Annotated in this window: 15 protein-coding genes and 1 tRNA gene; 10 read left to right on the forward strand and 6 right to left on the reverse strand. The window is 69.6% G+C overall.

Annotated elements, in window-relative coordinates; genetic code table 11:
- Nucleotides 1-77 precede the first annotated feature (77 nt).
- Both ACFVW6_RS25905 and nudC read left to right on the forward strand, forming a co-directional pair.
- Nucleotides 78-1,133 carry a potassium channel family protein gene (locus ACFVW6_RS25905; protein WP_355280752.1) on the forward strand — a complete coding sequence of 352 codons (1,056 nt, stop codon included), beginning with the start codon at nucleotides 78-80 and terminating at the stop codon, nucleotides 1,131-1,133.
- A gap of 33 nt (nucleotides 1,134-1,166) precedes the next feature.
- Entirely contained in the window at nucleotides 1,167-2,060 is an 894-nt protein-coding gene (gene nudC / locus ACFVW6_RS25910; protein WP_378822952.1) for an NAD(+) diphosphatase, read from the forward strand.
- 14 nt (nucleotides 2,061-2,074) lie between these two features.
- On the opposite strand, the gene ACFVW6_RS25915 is transcribed toward nudC, so the two are convergent.
- Nucleotides 2,075-2,305 (reverse strand): mycoredoxin, encoded by a 231-nt coding sequence (locus ACFVW6_RS25915; protein WP_189027531.1) that lies wholly within the window; start codon nucleotides 2,303-2,305, stop codon nucleotides 2,075-2,077.
- A 105-nt stretch (nucleotides 2,306-2,410) separates the two neighbouring features.
- Between ACFVW6_RS25915 and ACFVW6_RS25920 the strand changes: the two genes are divergently transcribed.
- The 5 genes from ACFVW6_RS25920 (at nucleotide 2,411) to ACFVW6_RS25940 (ending at nucleotide 6,376) form a co-directional block, all read left to right on the forward strand.
- On the forward strand, nucleotides 2,411-2,851 hold the full coding sequence (locus tag ACFVW6_RS25920) for an SRPBCC family protein (protein ID WP_378822951.1): 441 nt from the start codon (nucleotides 2,411-2,413) through the stop codon (nucleotides 2,849-2,851).
- Nucleotides 2,848-3,306: a MarR family winged helix-turn-helix transcriptional regulator gene (locus ACFVW6_RS25925; protein ID WP_378822949.1), complete on the forward strand. Its 459-nt coding sequence runs from the start codon at nucleotides 2,848-2,850 to the stop codon at nucleotides 3,304-3,306. The genes ACFVW6_RS25920 and ACFVW6_RS25925 overlap by 4 nt, the downstream gene beginning before the upstream one ends.
- A 45-nt stretch (nucleotides 3,307-3,351) precedes the next feature.
- Nucleotides 3,352-5,508, forward strand: coding sequence for an ATP-dependent DNA helicase UvrD2 (locus tag ACFVW6_RS25930; protein ID WP_357343615.1), 2,157 nt, complete (start codon nucleotides 3,352-3,354; stop codon nucleotides 5,506-5,508).
- Between the two features lie 109 nt (nucleotides 5,509-5,617).
- Entirely contained in the window at nucleotides 5,618-5,944 is a 327-nt protein-coding gene (locus ACFVW6_RS25935; protein ID WP_355280761.1) for a hypothetical protein, read from the forward strand.
- 138 nt (nucleotides 5,945-6,082) lie between these two features.
- On the forward strand, nucleotides 6,083-6,376 hold the full coding sequence (locus tag ACFVW6_RS25940; protein WP_378822946.1) for a WhiB family transcriptional regulator: 294 nt from the start codon (nucleotides 6,083-6,085) through the stop codon (nucleotides 6,374-6,376).
- A gap of 94 nt (nucleotides 6,377-6,470) precedes the next feature.
- Here ACFVW6_RS25940 and ACFVW6_RS25945 read toward each other — a convergent pair whose 3' ends face one another.
- The 3 genes from ACFVW6_RS25945 to ACFVW6_RS25955 all read right to left on the reverse strand — a co-directional run bounded on the left by ACFVW6_RS25945 (nucleotide 6,471) and on the right by ACFVW6_RS25955 (nucleotide 10,360).
- Nucleotides 6,471-7,820: an ABC1 kinase family protein gene (locus ACFVW6_RS25945; protein WP_378822944.1), complete on the reverse strand. Its 1,350-nt coding sequence runs from the start codon at nucleotides 7,818-7,820 to the stop codon at nucleotides 6,471-6,473.
- Nucleotides 7,821-7,879: 59 nt separating this feature from the next.
- Complete coding sequence (locus tag ACFVW6_RS25950) at nucleotides 7,880-8,752, reverse strand: TOMM precursor leader peptide-binding protein (RefSeq protein WP_378822942.1); 873 nt, start codon at nucleotides 8,750-8,752, stop codon at nucleotides 7,880-7,882.
- Between the two features lie 213 nt (nucleotides 8,753-8,965).
- Nucleotides 8,966-10,360, reverse strand: a complete 1,395-nt coding sequence (locus tag ACFVW6_RS25955) for a zinc-dependent metalloprotease (RefSeq protein ID WP_378822940.1) — start codon at nucleotides 10,358-10,360, stop codon at nucleotides 8,966-8,968.
- Between the two features lie 127 nt (nucleotides 10,361-10,487).
- On the opposite strand from ACFVW6_RS25955, the gene ACFVW6_RS25960 reads away from it, so the two are divergent.
- Nucleotides 10,488-11,513: a PDZ domain-containing protein gene (locus tag ACFVW6_RS25960; RefSeq protein WP_355280768.1), complete on the forward strand. Its 1,026-nt coding sequence runs from the start codon at nucleotides 10,488-10,490 to the stop codon at nucleotides 11,511-11,513.
- Here ACFVW6_RS25960 and ACFVW6_RS25965 read toward each other — a convergent pair whose 3' ends face one another.
- Entirely contained in the window at nucleotides 11,514-12,092 is a 579-nt protein-coding gene (locus tag ACFVW6_RS25965; RefSeq protein ID WP_355280770.1) for a PPA1309 family protein, read from the reverse strand. It lies immediately after the preceding gene.
- A gap of 157 nt (nucleotides 12,093-12,249) precedes the next feature.
- On the opposite strand from ACFVW6_RS25965, the gene ACFVW6_RS25970 reads away from it, so the two are divergent.
- Complete coding sequence (locus ACFVW6_RS25970) at nucleotides 12,250-15,234, forward strand: UPF0182 family protein (RefSeq protein WP_378822937.1); 2,985 nt, start codon at nucleotides 12,250-12,252, stop codon at nucleotides 15,232-15,234.
- Nucleotides 15,235-15,305: 71 nt separating this feature from the next.
- Here the strand turns inward: ACFVW6_RS25970 and ACFVW6_RS25975 are convergent, their stop codons facing one another.
- A complete protein-coding gene (locus tag ACFVW6_RS25975) occupies nucleotides 15,306-15,842 on the reverse strand; it encodes a transglycosylase family protein (RefSeq protein WP_355280773.1) in 537 nt (178 codons plus the stop codon).
- 353 nt (nucleotides 15,843-16,195) lie between these two features.
- Between ACFVW6_RS25975 and ACFVW6_RS25980 the strand changes: the two genes are divergently transcribed.
- Nucleotides 16,196-16,269, forward strand: a tRNA-Met gene (locus ACFVW6_RS25980).
- The last annotated feature ends 246 nt before the right edge of the window (nucleotides 16,270-16,515 follow it).

A 16,515-nucleotide genomic window follows, 5' to 3' on the forward strand; every position in this document is an offset into this window, starting at 1 on the left:
ACGCGCGCACGCAGTAGGCTCCCGGTTTGTGCCGGAGCCGGTGGACTCGGTGCCGGGCCGAGCGAAAGGAGGGGGCGATGCTAGGGGACACACGTGGCCCGGTCGGGCTCAGCAGCAGCCCGGACTACGCGCTGGTCGGTCTCTTGCGGATCCCCGCGGTGCAGACCAGTCCGTGGGTTTCGCTCACCCGCCGCGTCCTGTTCGCGATCGCGCTGCTGTTCGCCGCGGCGACCGTGGTGTACATCGGCCGTGACGGCTACCGCGACAACTCCGGCGACGAGCTGTCGTTCCTGGACGCGATGTACTACGCGACCGTCTCGCTCTCGACCACCGGTTACGGCGACATCGCGCCGATCACTCCCTCGGCGCGGCTGATCAACACGATCGTCATCACGCCACTGCGTGTCCTGTTCCTGATCGTGCTGGTCGGCACCACCCTCAGCGTGCTCACCGAACGGTCGCGGCAGGCGTTCAAGATTCAGCGATGGAGGCACACCGTGCGCAATCACACCGTCGTCGTCGGCTACGGCACCAAAGGGCGCACCGCGATCGACGCCATGCTGGCCGACGGCGTGCAGCAGGCCGACATCGTCGTCGTCGACACCGACGCGGTCGCGCTGGAAGCGGCGGCGAGCGCGGGCCTGGTCACCGTGCACGGTTCGGCGACCAAGTCCGATGTGCTGCGGCTGACCGGCGTGCAGCGGGCCTCCTCGGTCATCGTCGCCACCAACCGGGACGACACCGCCACCCTGGTGACGCTCACCGCCCGCGAACTGAACAAGACCGCCAAGATCGTGGTCGCCATCCGCGAAGCGGAGAACACCCACCTGGTGCGCCAGTCCGGCGCCGACTCGGTCGTGGTGTCCTCGGAGACCGCGGGCCGGTTGCTCGGCATCGCCACCACCACGCCCACTGTCGTGGAGATGATGGAGGATCTGCTCACGCCTGAGCAGGGCTTCGCCGTCGCCGAACGCGAGGTCGAACCGGGTGAGATCGGTGGCTCGCCGCGGCATCTGAGCGACATCGTGCTCGGCGTGGTGCGCGACGGGAACCTGATCCGGGTGGGCGAGCCCGAGGTCGACGCGCTCGAGGCCGCCGACAAGCTGCTCTACATCCGGCACACCGGCAAGTGATCCGGGACTCGTCGACCGGCTAGGCTCGGTCGTGTGTCGTTCCGGTTGAAAGACGTTCCGCTGCTGTCGCGTTCCACGATCGATCGAGCCGAGCACGTCCGGCTCGATCCCGACGCCCTGCGCGAGGGCTGGGGCAAGGCCAAGGTCCTGCGCGTCGACGCGCGCGGCCGGGTGCGGGTGGAGAACGCGGGCGTCGTGCTGGACGCGGCCGTCACGATCGCCGCGGAGCCGGGGGCGGGCGCGGTGTTCCTCGGCGTCGCCGAGGACAGTCACCTGTGGGCCGTGCGCGAGCCCGAGCTCGACGGGACGCTGAAGGATCTGCGCGCGCTCGGCGCCGTCGACGACTTCACCGCCGACCTGCTCGCCACCGCCTACGCGCTGCTCAACTGGCACGACCGGGCCGGGTTCCACGGCAGCGACGGCACCTCGACCACCTCGTCGCGAGGGGGCTGGTCCCGGCTGACCGCCACCGGCGAGGAGGAGTTCCCCCGGATCGACCCCGCCATCATCTGCCTGGTGCACGACGGCGCCGACCGGGTGCTGCTGGCCCGGCAGCACAGCTGGCCCGAGACCATGTTCTCGCTGCTGGCCGGTTTCGTGGAGGCGGGTGAGTCGCTCGAGCACTGCGTCGAGCGGGAGATCCGCGAGGAAGTGGGCGTCGACGTGCGCGAGGTCACCTACCTCGGCAGTCAGCCGTGGCCGTTCCCGCGCTCGCTGATGGTCGGCTTCGCCGCCGTCGGCGATCCGGAGCAGGAGCTGGTGTTCTCCGACGGCGAGATCGCCGAGGCGCACTGGTTCACCCGCGACGAGGTCCGCGCGGCGTTGCGGGCGGGCGACTGGGCGGCGGCCCGCGAGCAGGGCGCGCGGCTACTGGTGCCCGGGTCCATCTCGATCGCTCGCACGATCATCGAATCCTGGGCCGAGTAGCCGGCGCGCTGAGCTCACGCCAGCGCGGCGAGAGCCTGCTTGACCTGCGACAGCGACGGGTTGGTCGCCGTCGAGCCGTCGCGGAACTTGATGGTCGGCACGACGTGGTTGCCGTTGTTCACGCTGCCGACGAATTCGGCCGAAGCGGGGTCGTCCTCGATGTCGATCACGGTGTAGGTGATGCCCGCCTCGTCGAGCTGGGTCTTGAGGCGACGGCAGTAGCCGCACCAGGTGGTCGAGTACATCGTCAGATCAGTGGTTGCTTCAGTCACGGGATGTGCAACGTCGGAGGTGGGCGTGGTGTTCCTGGCCCGGTTGCACGACAAATAGTAAGCGCGCATACTTTATTCATGATTCTCGCCGAGGCTTCCGCCGAGACCGTTGCCGCGCCCGCCACGCTGTTCGCCATCTGGGGCGAGATGGAGAGCTGGCCCGAATGGAACGCCGACACCGCCTGGGTCCGCCTCGACGGCCCGTTCGCGCAGGGTGCGACGGGCAAGCTCAAGCCCAAGGGCGGCCCGGCGGTGCGGTTCGAGGTCGCCAAGCTCACCGCGACCGAGTTCGACGACGTCTCGCGCCTGCTCGGGGCGAGGCTGACCTTCGCGCACACCGTCACCCCGGTCGCCGACGGCCGGGTGGTCGTCGGCGTGCGGGTGGAGCTGACCGGGCCGTTGCGGCCGCTGTGGAACCTGATCCTCGGCGCCGACATCGCGAAGTCGGTCCGGCCCGACCTGGCCGCGCTGATCGCGCGCGCCGAGGCCAGGGATGCCGCGACCGCGGGCCGCGCGTGAGCGAGGGCCTGCGCACCGAATTCGGCGACGCGCAGGACAGCCCCGGCCTGCTGCTGTGGCAGGTGACCAATCGCTGGCAGGCGGCGCAGCGGGCCGCCTTGGCGCCGTTCGACCTCACCCATGTGCAGTTCGTGCTGCTCGCCTCGCTGACCTACCTCGGGCACCGCGGCGCGGAACCGGTGATGCAGCGTGAGCTGGCCGAACACGCCGTCACCGACCCGATGATGACCTCGCAGGTGCTGCGCGCGCTGGAACAGAAGGGCCTGATCGAGCGGCGTGCGCACCCGCACGACCGCAGGGCAAGGGCCCTGGTGGCCACCGCCGACGGCGTCGCGCTGGCGAACCGGGCCGTCGTGGCCGTCGAGGCGTGCGACCGGACCTTCTTCGCGCCGCTGGGCGCCGGCGTCGACGGCTTCGCCCGCGCGCTGCGCTCGCTGCGCGACGGCGCGCCGTAAGCCCAGGTCGGTGGCCGTCGGGCCCGGTTGTCGGCGGGCGCTGTCATGATGGTGCCCGTGCCAGCACTCGATCTCACCGCCCTCGACCCGGAACAGGCCGCCGCGGTGCGGGCGCCACGGGGTCCGGTGTGCGTGCTAGCCGGTGCGGGCACCGGCAAGACCAGGACGATCACCCACCGCATCGCGCACCTGATCGCGGGCGGGCACGTCAAGGCCGACCAGGTGCTGGCGGTGACCTTCACCGCCAGGGCGGCGGGGGAGATGCGCAACCGGCTGCGCTCGATGGGGCTCGGTGGCGAGGCGGGGCAGGTCCAGGCCCGCACCTTCCACGCCGCGGCGCTGCGGCAGCTGCGGTACTTCTGGCCGCAGGTCGTCGGTGACGTGCCCTGGCGACTGCTCGACAGCAAGTTCCCGGTGGTGTCGCAGGCCGCGCACCGGGCGGGCCTCGGTACCTCGACCGAACTGATCCGCGACCTGCTCAGCGAGATCGAATGGGCCAAGGCGTCGCTGATCGCGCCGGAGGACTATCCCGCCGCCGCGGCCAGGCACCACCGGGACGCACCGGTCGAGGTGACCAGGGTGGCCCAGGTCTACGCGGGCTACGAATCGATGAAGACCTCCGCCGACGGCCTGCTGCTCGACTTCGACGACCTGCTGCTGCACACCGCCGCCGCGCTCGAGGACTATCCGGCCGTCGCCGACGAATTCCGTGGCCGCTACCGCAGTTTCGTGGTCGACGAATACCAGGACGTCACCCCGCTGCAGCAGCGGGTGCTCGACGCCTGGCTCGGCGAACGCGACGACCTCACCGTCGTCGGCGACGCCAACCAGACCATCTACTCCTTCACCGGCGCCACCCCGAACTACCTGCTCGACTTCTCCCGCCGCTTCCCCGACGCCACCGTCATCCGGCTCGAACGCGACTACCGCTCCACCCCGCAGGTGGTGTCGCTGGCCAACCGGGTGATCGGCGCCGCGCGCGGCCGGATCGCCGGGACCAGGCTCGCGCTGATCGGCCAGCGGCCCGACGGGCCCGAACCCGAGTTCGCCGAATACCCCGACGTGCCCGCCGAAGCGGCGGCCGTGGCGGGCCGGATCAAGAAGCTGATCGCCGCGGGCACCCCCGCCGCCGAGATCGCCGTGCTGTACCGGATCAACGCCCAGTCCGAACCGTTCGAACAGGCGCTCAACGCCCGCGACATCCCCTTCCAGGTGCGCGGCGGCGAGGGCTTCTTCCAGCGGCAGGAGGTGCGCCAGGCGGTGCAGGCGCTGCGCCAGGCCGACGCGCGCGACGACCTGCCCGACGAATCGCGCAGCGGCGCCGAGCTGATCACGCTGGTGCGGGCCGTGCTGGCCCCGGTCGGGCTCACCGCCGAGGAACCGGCGGGCGCCCAGGCCAAGGAACGCTGGTCCTCGCTGCTGGCGCTCGTGCAGCTCACCGAGGAACTGGTCGGCCACGACGAGGAGATCGACCTCACCGGACTGCTGCGCGAGCTCGCGACCAGGGCCGAGGCCAAGCACCCGCCGACCGTCGACGGCGTCACCCTGGCCTCGCTGCACGCGGCCAAGGGCCTGGAGTGGGACGCGGTGTTCCTGGTCGGCGTCGCCGACGGCACGCTGCCGATCCAGCACGTCCTCGGCGACGACGGCAGCCCGTCCGATCAGGCGGCGCTGGAAGAGGAGCGCAGGCTGCTCTACGTCGGTGTCACCCGGGCGCGCGAACATCTCGCCGTGTCCTGGGCGCTGGCGCGCACCGAGGGCGGCAGGCGGGTGCGCAGGCGCTCACGGTTCCTCAACGGCCTGGTCCCCGACGACTCGCCCGCCTCCCGGATCGCCGCCACCGCGACCGGTCCGAAGGACGCCGACGGCAAGCGCCCGCTGTGCCGGGTCTGCGCGAAACCGCTGATCGGCACCTACGCCACCATGCTCGGCCGGTGCCGTCGCTGCCCGGCCGAACTCGACCCGCAGCTGCTGGACGCGCTGAAGGAGTGGCGGGCGGAGAAGGCCGAGGTCCTGCGGGTGCGCGACTTCGTCGTCTTCACCGACACGACGCTCACCGCGATCGCCGAGCAGCTGCCCGCCGACGACGCGGCGCTGGGCGCGATCGCGGGCATCGGCCCGAAGAAGATCGAGCAGTACGGCGCGGACGTGCTCGCCATCGTCGCGTCCCGAATGCGGGCCACGACACAAAACCGCAGGTAGAAAATAGGTTGTTCGGTTCTCGATCATTGCCTATGGTGGAGAACACGCACCGAGAGTGATCTCGGCGCGGGTTTCTATCAGCACACGAGTTCAGGAGGGAGGCAGTCAGATGAACAGCAACACCACGTTCGACGCGATGGGCAATCGCGTCCTGGTGAACGCGTCCATGGTGTCCGCCTCCCGGGGGGTCCTCGCTCTGCAGGGGACCGGTCTGTCCGGCGTCGATACCAAAGCTGTGCCGATGGCTCTCGTCCATCTGCACACCCCGATTCGTCTCCAGGACAAGCCCAGCGTGGGTTGGCAGCCGACGGCCATCGAGGCCCCGGCAGCCCCGGCCGTCGATTTCGGTTACGCACCCGAATTCGCCGGCGCAATCCGCCTCCGTGTCCACCCAGCGACCGTGATCAGGTCTCGGCAGAGATGTCGAACTAGGTAGGGAAACTCCTCCCAGACCTCCTGGCCACGGATCGCGAGAAGCGAAATCCGTGGCCATTTTCTTTCGGCTCTTCAGCCGTTGGCACCGGGTTCGCACACCGAACGAACAACCGCTGCAAACGAGCTGAAGGAGAACGACGTGTTCACCGCCCAGGAATGGCCGACGGCCACTGCTGACGTGACATGCCGAACCGTGGCGTCCCTGCCCTGCCGGGCCGGAAACCCTGATCTGTGGTTCGCCGAGAGCCCGAACGACCTCGAGCAGGCCAAGCAACTGTGCGCGTCCTGCCCGATCCGCAAGGGCTGCCTGACCGCGGCCATCGACCGCGCCGAGCCGTGGGGTGTCTGGGGTGGCGAGATCTTCGACCAGGGTGTCGTGATCGCCCGCAAGCGCCCGCGTGGCCGTCCGCGCAAGGTCGCGATCCCGGCATGAACCCCGGAAAAGGCCTGTACCGCAAACGAACCGCTCACCGAGTCCTGGTGAGCGGTTCGTTTGTTCTCTGCGGTTGTTCGCGGGCGAGCCGGGGCTAGGACGCGCGTTCGGCGCGGAAACCGGGGACCCAGGTGCGGACCAGGTTCATGAAGCCGAGTTCCGCGTCGAGCTGGGCCAGGATGCCGACCGAACCGCCGAGTACCCGGAAGATCGTCAGGTACTCGGCCGGAAGCTGGAGGGCGCGTGCGGTTTTCATCTCGGGGCTGGTGAACTCCGAGGCCTTGCCCGCGACCCGCTGCATCCAGGAGCGGGTGAAGTGGAAGGTGTCGGTGCGGATCGGGTCGCTGAACGGGCGCAGGTACGCCTCGATCTCCTCGTGGGTGACCGTGCGGCCCGGGATCACCCAGCCGTGCTGGTAGAGCAGTTCGGTGAGCGCGGCGTGGTCCTCCGCGACGGCCAGGGCCAGCATCCGGCCCAGGACCTCGGGGAACCCGTCCGGCATCGGCGCGCAGGCGCCGAAATCGAGCACGGCCAGCCTGCCGTCGGTGAGCACGAGGAAATTGCCGGGGTGCGGGTCGCCGTGCAGCAGGCCGACCCGCTCGGGGGAGGAGAAGTGGAAGGTGCCCATCAGTTCGGCGATCCGGTTGCGCTGCGCCCGTGTGCCTTCCGGGTCGGCCGCGCCCGCGGCGATGAGCGCCGAGACCGGGGTGCCGTCGAGCCATTCGGTGACGATCACCTTCGGGGCGCCCGCGACCACCCGCGGCACCACGATCTGCGCGTGGCCGTCGAAGGCGGCGGCGAAGCGGCGCTGATTGGCGGCCTCGATGCGATAGTCGAGCTCCTCCTCGGTGCGCTCGGTGATCTCGGCGAGCAGCGGCTTCACATCGGCGCCGGGGATCACCGAGGACAGCAGACCGGTCATCCGCGACAGGGTCTTGAGATCGGCGCGCAGCGCCTCGTCGGCGCCGGGGTACTGCACCTTCACCGCGACCGCGCGTCCGTCCGACCACACCGCCCGGTGCACCTGGCCGATGCTGGCCGAGGCGGCCGGGGTGTCGTCGAAGGACTGGAAGCGCTCGCGCCATTTGGTGCCGAGTTGCTGGTCAAGCACCCGGTGCACCGTCTCGGCGGGCATCGGCGGCGCGGCGGCCTGCAGCTTGGTGAGCGCCTCGCGATAGTGCTCGCCGAACTCCTCCGGGACCGCGGCCTCCATCACGCTCAGCGCCTGGCCGAACTTCATCGCGCCGCCCTTGAGCTCGCCGAGCACGGTGAACAGCTGTTCGGCGGCCTTCTGGTTCAGCGTGGCGTTGATCTGCTGCTTGTCACCCCCGACCAGCTTCTTGCCGAAACCGACGGCGGCTCGTCCGGCAATACCGAGCGGAATCTTGGCCAACTTGGCATTGCGGCTGGAACTGCGGCGCACGATCTCGGACACGCTACCCATCATGGCCGAACTTGCCGCTGGTGTGCCATAAGAATGCTCACACCGTGCGGTGTGAGTCCTCACCGGCCCGCGTCCGATTCCGGTGTGGCCATGCTGCGGCAGCCGCAGTCGGGATGCGGTGGCCAGGGGCGTCGGTGCACCTCGTGGGTGTCGAGGTTCAGCTCCATCGTGGCGTCGAGGGTGCCCGGGTCCTGGCGGGGCGAACAGGCGACGATCGTCTCCAGTTCGCCCAGCGCGAGCGCGGTGGTGGCGGCGATCCCGGCCGGTGAGGCGTGCCCGGTGCGGCCGAGCAGCTGCGCGGCCAGGTGCGGCCAGTCGGCGTCGAACCCGGTGCGGGTGAGATCGGCGCAGCGCAGGCAACTGGTCCGGCCCGGCAGGACCAGCGGGCCGACCACGCCGATGCCGTCGCGGATCCGGACCTGCAGGTGCGGTACCCGGCGCAGCACCAGGTCCACCGACAGGCGGGGGTCGACCATCAGCGCGTCGGTGAGGACCACCAGGTTGCACCCCGCCCCGACCGCGGTGCCGGGCCGGTACTCCCGGGATCGGGACGGCCGGATGCCCATGCGCCGCAAACCGATCGTGACCGCGTCCGACAGCGGCCCGAGCCCGTGCACGGTGACACCGCGCACCGTGCCCTGTTTGCGCTCCGGTTGGAGCAGCAGCCCGGCCTCGTCGATCGCGCTGACCAGGGCGACGGTGCGCGCGGGCGCGATACCGAATTCGCCCGCCCGCCAGACGATCTGGGGCAGCGACTGCAAGCCGTCGAGCAGGCGCAGGAAGGCCAGGACGGTGCCGGTGTCGAGTTCGGTGGTCTCGAGCAGCAGCGCTCGTTCCGGGTCCCACCCCAGCTGCACGGTCCCGGAGGGCCGAACCAGGGTGATCACCCGCGGGTGCAACATCGGTCCGCGCAGTGGCGTCGTGGTCGTCATGGCGCAAGTATCGGCTCGCGCCGACGGCCGACCGGGCGTGGAAAGCCTGGTTATCCACAGGTTTTCGGCGTGTCGCGATCGTGGAATCAGCCTGTGGACAACTCGCGTACCGCAGGTCGTGACGGGGTTTCCCGGGGCGCGACACTCCGGAAACCGTGTCGCGCCACCACGATTCGCAGATTTTCCGCGGTCGTGGTGGCGCGGCGGCCCAGGTCAGGACTGATCGGCGTCGGGATCGGTCTTGCCGCGCTCGGCCTCGTCGCGTTCGCGGGCCTCGGTCTCGGCCAGCTGGGCCAGCGGATCGTCGAAAGCGCCGGTGCCGCCGCCGAGTACGGAGTCGATGAATCCGGCGGGGGAGTCGAGGTCGCTGGAGTCGGGGAGCAGGTCGGGGTGCGCCCACACGCCGTCGCGGCGTTCCATGCCCGCGTCGGTGGTGAGGCGCCGCCACAGCGCCGCGGCCTCGCGGACCTTGCGCGGGCGCAGTTCCAGGCCGACCAGGGTGGCGAAGGTCTGCTCGGCGGGCCCGCCGGTGGCGCGGCGGCGGCGCAGCGTCTCCGAGAGCGCGCCCGCGCCGGGCAGCCGCTCGCCGACGGCGTCGGTGACCACCACGTCGACCCAGCCCTCGATCAGCGCGAGCAGGGTTTCCAGGCGCTCGAGTGCCTGCTTCTGCTCGGGCGTGGTCTGCGGCTCGAAGGTGCCCTGCGACAGCAGTTCCTCGAGCTTGGACGGGTCGCTCAGCGACATCGGGTCGATGTTCTGCGCGGCTTCCTCCAGCGCGGAGAAGTCCATCTTGATGCCGCGCGCGTAGTCCTCGACCGCGCCGAGCACCTGCTGGCGCAGCCACGGCACGTGCGCGAACAGCCGCTGGTGGGCGGCCTCCCTGGCCGCCAGGAAGACCATGATCTCGCTCTCGGGCTGCTCGAGCCCCTCGCTGAACGCCGAGATCGCGGTCGGCAGCAGCGCGGCGGTACCGGCCGGGCCGAGCGGCAGGCCGATGTCGGTGGAGGTCAGCACCTCCTTGGCCAGCTGACCGAGCGCCTGACCGAGCTGGGAGCCGAACGCCAGCCCGCCCATCTGCCCGAGCATGCCGACCATCGGCCCGGCGAACTGCTTGGCTTCCTCGGGCAGCTGGGCGGTCCACATGCCCGAGATCTGCTCGGCCACCGGATCGCACAGGCGCTTCCAGGTGGGCAGGGTCTCTTCGATCCAGTCGTTGGCCGTCCAGGCGACGGTCCTGGTCGCGCCGGCGGGCAGCGTGGTGGCGCCGTCGAGCCACAGCTCGGCCAGGTGCGCCGCGTCGGTCACCGCGGAGGTCGTCTTCGCCGTGATCGGCGCGACGGTGGCGCCGAGCTGCTGGCGGGCCAGCCGCTTGGCCACGTCGTAGTTGACCGGTCCGGCCTGTGCACCGCCGGGGCCCGCCTGGCCCATGCCGCTGATCATCTGCCCGAGCTGGGTCAGCATCTGCCCCAGCTGCGACGGGTCGAAACCGCCCGCGCCCGCAGCTCCGAACCCGAACGGATCGTTTCCGCCGGGGCCGTTCGCCTCGTCGCGCCGCTTGCCGGACTCGTCGTCGTCGCGGTTCGAGAAGCCGAAGGGGAGATCGCTCATACCTCATACGTTACGCGGACACCAGGGGGCCACGGTGTTCGCGCATCGCGAAATCGATCCGGCCGCACACCCGGTAAAAGCGTGCCACTGCCGTCGGTGGCGGCCGGTGATCACTACTGTGGTCGGAGTGAATCGTCGGATCCTCACCCTGATCGTGGCCCTGGTACCCGTGCTCGTGCTCGGTGTGGTCGGCAGCGTGGTCACCGTGCCGTTCGTCGCGCTCGGGCCGGGGCCGACCTTCGACACCCTCGGCGAGGTCGACGGCAAGCAGGTGGTGGACGTCACGGGCGCACCCCTGGATCCGACGAGCGGGCACCTCAATATGACGACGGTCTCGGTCCGCGACGGGCTGAACCTGTTCGAGGCGTTCGGCTTCTGGGTCAGCGGCGAGCACGGCCTGGTCCCGCGCGCCGAGGTCTACCCGCCCGGTGTGTCGCGCGAGGAGGTCGACAAGTCCAACCAGCAGGACTTCAAGGACTCCGAGAGCAACGCCGAGGTCGCCGCGCTGCACTACCTGAAGCTGCCGACCGTCGTGCTGGTGCGCGGACTCGGCGAGAACGGCCCGGCCAAGGACGTGCTGCAGGTCGGCGACGAGCTGATCAGCATCGACGGCACGCCGATCACCACGCCCAAGGACGTCATCGACCTGGTCTCCACCAAGGGGCCGGGCACCACCATCACCGTCGTCTACCGCCGTGGCGACGCGCAGCAGAGCACGCCGATCACCCTCGCGCCCCGTCCCGACGACTCGACCAAGGGCTACCTCGGCATCACGCCCGGTGAGGGCGGTCGTCCGCCGCTGCAGGTCGAGTTCAACCTCGCCGATATCGGTGGGCCGTCGGCCGGGCTGATGTTCAGCCTGGCCCTGATCGACAAGCTCTCGCCCGGTGAACTCAACGGCGGCCGGTTCGTCGCCGGGACCGGCACCATCGACCAGGAGGGCAAGGTCGGTCCGATCGGCGGCATCCAGTACAAGATGATCGCCGCTCGCGAGGCGGGCGCCGAGACCTTCCTGGTCCCGGCCGACAACTGCAACGAGGCCAGGCAGCGGGCCCCGGAGGGGCTGCGCCTGGTGCGGGTCGACACGCTCGACAGCGCGGTGACCTCGCTGGCCGACATCGACGCCGGCCGCGAGGCCGTCAGCTGCGGCTGATCACTCCAGCGTGTGGTGCAGGGCCTCGACCAGGCCCGGCGCCAGATTCGGGTAGGTGCGCAGGTCGAGATCGCCGAAGCCGTCGTCGTCCTCGGGGCGGATCTGCAGCAGGCACAGCGACGTGCCCTGGCGCAGCACTCCGGCGATGAGCCGGGCGTCGCGGCGACCCGGGTGGGCGTGCGCCGCGGCGCGCCCGGCCGCGTCCGCGGCGTCGTCGTCGGCGAGCAGCGGGACGAGCGCCTCGTCGAGATCGCTCTCGGCGTCCGGCGGGAGCACCACGATCTCCTGGACGAGCACGCAGCCCTCGACGGCGGGCGGCCAGGTGGTGGTCGCGAGGAATTCGTCGAGCGCCATCGACCCGCCGGTGATGTCGTCGGGGAAGGCTTCCTGCGCGATGGGGGTGAGCTCGCTGCCGTCGTCGAGCTGATCCTCGAGATCGGGTTCGGCCGCGACCAGGTCGGCGGTCGGCACCAGGGCGAACATCTGCGGCGGGTTACCCCAGCCCTCGGCGTCGGCGAACTCGACGACCTCGCGCACACAGCGGGCGAGGACGACTTCGGCGTGCTGGTCATCGGTCACCCGCCCATCCAATCATTTTCGGCCCAGACGCTTGCACGGTGTCCGATTTCCGTAGAGTGGGCGCCAACGGTCCGGCAACGGACCATCCGCAACATCGGACTGCGGTGCTGCGCCGATCACCGGCGTGGTAGCCGCCGGACCCTTGGAGAGTGGCACCGTGGGCATGCGGCCCCCCACCGGTTTACCTTCGTTGTCCCGACGCAGCCGGGTGCTGCTGGTGACAGCAGTCGTCCTCGCGGCGTTGTTGCTGCTCGGGCCACGGCTCACCGACGCCTACACCAACTGGCTGTGGTTCGGTGAGGTCGGCTACCGCAGCGTGTACCTGGGTGTGCTGCGCACGCGGTTGCTCCTGTTCGTCGTGGTCGCGGTGTTCGTCGGCCTCGTGGTGTGGGCCGCGCTGCTGCTGGCCTACCGATCGCGGCCGGTGTTCGTGCCCGTCGCCGGGCCCAACGATCCGATCGCGCGCTACCGCACCACCGTGATGGGCAGGCTGCGGCTGTTCGGCGTCGGCATCCCGGTGCTGCTCGGTCTGCTGTCGGGCCTGGTCGCGCAGTCGAATTGGGCGACCGTGCAGCTGTTCCTGCACGGCGGTGAGTTCGGCCAGCAGGACCCGCAGTTCCACCTCGACATCGGCTTCTACACCTTCGATCTGCCGTTCTACCGGATGGTGCTGAACTGGCTGTTCGTCGCCGTGGTGATCGCCTTCTTCGCGAACCTGGTGACCCACTACGTGTTCGGCGGGCTGCGGCTGGCCGGGCGTGAGGGCACGCTGACCAGGGCCGCGCGCGTGCAGCTCGCCGTCATCGCCGGAATCTTCGTGCTGCTCAAGGCGGTCGCGTATTGGTTCGACCGCTACGACCTGCTGTCGAGCACCCGCAAGGAGCCGACCTTCGGCGGCCCGTCGTACACCGACATCAACGCGGTGCTGCCCGCCAAGCTGATCCTGCTCTCGATCGCGGTGATCTGCGCGATCGCGTTCTTCGCCGGCATCGTGCTGCGTGATCTGCGGGTGCCCGCGATGGCGGCCGCCCTGCTGGTGCTCTCCTCGATCCTGGTCGGCGCCGTGTGGCCGATGGTGGTCGAGCAGTTCTCGGTGCGCCCGAACGCCGCCGACAAGGAGAGCCCCTATATCGAGCGCAACATCCTGGCGACGCGCCAGGCGTACGGCATCACCGACGACAAGGTCGAGTATCAGGACTATCAGGGCGAGAGCAAGAAGAGCCCGCTCGAGGTGCCCGCGGACGCGGCGACCATCGGCAACGCCCGGCTGCTCGACCCGAACATCCTCTCGCCCACCTTCACCCAGCTGCAGCAGCGGAAGAACTTCTACGGCTTCCCCGAGTCGCTCGACATCGACCGCTACACCCTCGGCGGCGACACCCAGGACTACATCGTCGCCGCGCGTGAGCTGCATCCGGAAGCGCTCTCGGGCAACCAGAAGGACTGGATCAACCAGCACACCGTCTACACCCACGGCAACGGCTTCGTCGCCGCGCCGGCCAACCGGGTGAACAAGCCGCAGTCCGACGCGCCGAGCGTGGTCGGCGGCAGCGACTCCGGCTATCCGCTGTTCATGGTGAGCGACCTGTTCACCAAGGTGGACGACCAGCAGATCAAGGTCGACCAGCCGCGCATCTACTACGGCGAGCTGATCGCCCAGTCCGATCCCGACTACGCCATCGTCGGCGCCGCCGACGGCCAGGCGCCGCGTGAGTACGACTCCGACCAGGCCTCCTACACCTATGAGGGCAGCGGCGGCGTGCCGATCGGCAACTGGTTCAACCGCCTGGCCTTCGCGGCCAAGTACGCCGAGCGCAACATCCTGTTCTCCTCGGCGATCAGCGACGACTCCAAGATCCTGTTCAACCGCGGTCCGCGCGAGCGGGTGCAGAAGGTCGCGCCGTGGCTGACCACCGACGGCAACGCCTACCCGGCGGTCATCGACAAGCGCATCGTCTGGATCGTCGACGCGTACACCACGCTGGACAAGTACCCCTACGCCCAGCCGACCTCGCTCGACGGCGCGGTCGAGGACAGCATCGACAAGAAGACCGGGCGCGTCATCCCGCGCAAGGAGGTCAGCTACATCCGCAACTCGGTGAAGGCCACCGTCGACGCCTACGACGGCACCGTCACCCTGTACGAGACCGACACCACCGACCCGGTCCTCAAGGCCTGGCGCGGGGTGTTCCCGAACGCGGTGAAGCCGCAGAGCGACATCACGCCGGAGCTGCAGGCGCACTTCCGCTACCCGGAGGACCTGTTCAAGGTCCAGCGCGACATGCTCACCAAGTACCACGTGGACAACCCGCGCGAGTTCTTCACCAACAACGCGTTCTGGTCGGTCCCCAGCGATCCCACGATCGAGGGCGGCACCTTCAACCAGCCGCCGTACTACGTGCTGCTGGGTGATCCGAAGACGAACAAGCCGGTGTTCAACCTGACCTCGGCGATGGTCGGCTACAACCGGCAGTTCCTGTCGGCCTACATCTCGGTGCGCTCCGACCCCGACGGGTACGGCAAGTTCACCGTGTTGCAGCTGCCGGTGGAGACGCAGACCCAGGGTCCGCAGCAGACCCAGAACTCGATGACCACCGCCGACGCGGTGTCGCGGGAGAAGACCCTGCTGTCGAACTCCAACAAGATCCGCTACGGCAATCTGCTCACGCTGCCGGTGGCCGACGGCGGCATCCTCTACGTGGAGCCGTTCTACAACGAACGCAACACCGGGTCATCGACGTTCCCGCAGCTGCTGCGCGTGCTGGTGAGCTACCGCGACGCGGCGGGCAGCGTGAAGGTCGGCTACGCGGCGACGCTGGCCGAGGCGCTGAACCAGGTCATGCCGGGTGCCGGCGCGCTGGCGACGCCGTTCGGTGGCGATCCGGCGGTCAAGCCGAAGCCGGGCGTCACCCCGCCGGTCGACCAGGGCACCACCACCCCGCCGAACGGGAGCACGACCCCGCCCGCCGGGACGACCACCCCGCCGGGGTCGACCGCCCAGGAGGCCGCGGCCGCCGAGCTCAGCCGCAAGATCGAGGCGGTGCGCACGGCGATGCGGACGGGCAACTTCACCGATTTCGGTAGGGCGCTCGAGGAACTGGACGCCGCGGTGAAGGCGTACCAGGACGCCGGCGGCCGGTAGTCCACGGTCCGACAGCACAAGAAAGGCCCCGCCGGACGGCGGGGCCTTTCTCGTGCAGGGGGAACGGTGGATCAGCCGCCGATCGAGGCGATCAGCGGGGCACTGGCGTTGAGCAGGTCCTGGTACTGACCCGCGACGCCGTACTGGTCGGCCAGGGCCTGACCCGCGGCCTTGGCCTGGTCGACGGCGGACTGGACCTCGGTCTTGGTCTGCGCGGGCAGCTCGACGGCGGGCTCCTCGACCACGGCGGGCTCGGGCTCGGAGGTGCCGGCCTGCAGGTAGCGGCCGCAGTGCGGCCACGCGCCGACACCCTGGCTGGCGAGCACGTTCTCCGCGACGCGGATCTGCTCTTCCTTGCTGGCGTTGTGCGCCGACCCCTGGCCACCGTTGGCGGCCCAGGTGCTCTGCGAGAACTGCAGGCCACCGTAGTAGCCGTTACCGGTGTTGATACCCCAGTTGCCACCGCTCTCGCACTGCGCGACACCGTCCCAGTTGTGGTTCGCGGCGGAGGCGGTACCGGTGGCCAGGCTGAACGGAACGGCAACCAGGGCGCCGGTGATGGCGGCGACGCCAAGGGCACGGGTGCGGAATTTCCGGGTCTCAGTCATGGGGGAGACGCTAACGAAGAAATCCATGACGATCACATCTTGATAACGAGACAATTGTATGAATGAAATAGCCGTCTTACCAATGTTTACGCTGCATAGCGCGGGGGAATGCCTAGATTCCGGTCGGTCTGTTATTGGTCCGTTATGTGCGTGAGATCACGTCGAAATAGTGACCCCCGTCACGAGAATTCGGCCCGACGCGCCGGGTGGCGGGCGGGTATGGCGTCGGTCACATCTCCGGGTTCCGTGTCGCTCCGGCCGTTGTCGAAGATCGCGGGCAACTCCCTAAAAACAGGCGCTGACCTGACGATTTGGCATCCGAGCTAACCCGTGTGTAATGTTGTATTCACCGACGCGGGGTGGAGCAGCTCGGTAGCTCGCTGGGCTCATAACCCAGAGGTCGCAGGTTCAAATCCTGTCCCCGCTACAAAGAAAAGGCCCGGAACCACCAGGTTCCGGGCCTTTTGCGTTGCCTGCGGGGGCTGGTCGCGCATCGGTCGATCCCGGCGTTCTGGGCGTGCGGTCTCGGTACGGCTGGGGTGCTCTCGCGCGGCGGCGCCGGGCGGGGCGATGCGGCGATTCGCCGACTCGGCAGGACAATTTCGCCGATTCCCCCCATGCTGGACGGGTGACCAACTAGCTTGGGCGCCAACGTTCACTGGGCAGTATCGGG

Source organism: Nocardia sp. NPDC058244, assembly GCF_042882065.1.
Classification (GTDB): domain Bacteria; phylum Actinomycetota; class Actinomycetes; order Mycobacteriales; family Mycobacteriaceae; genus Nocardia.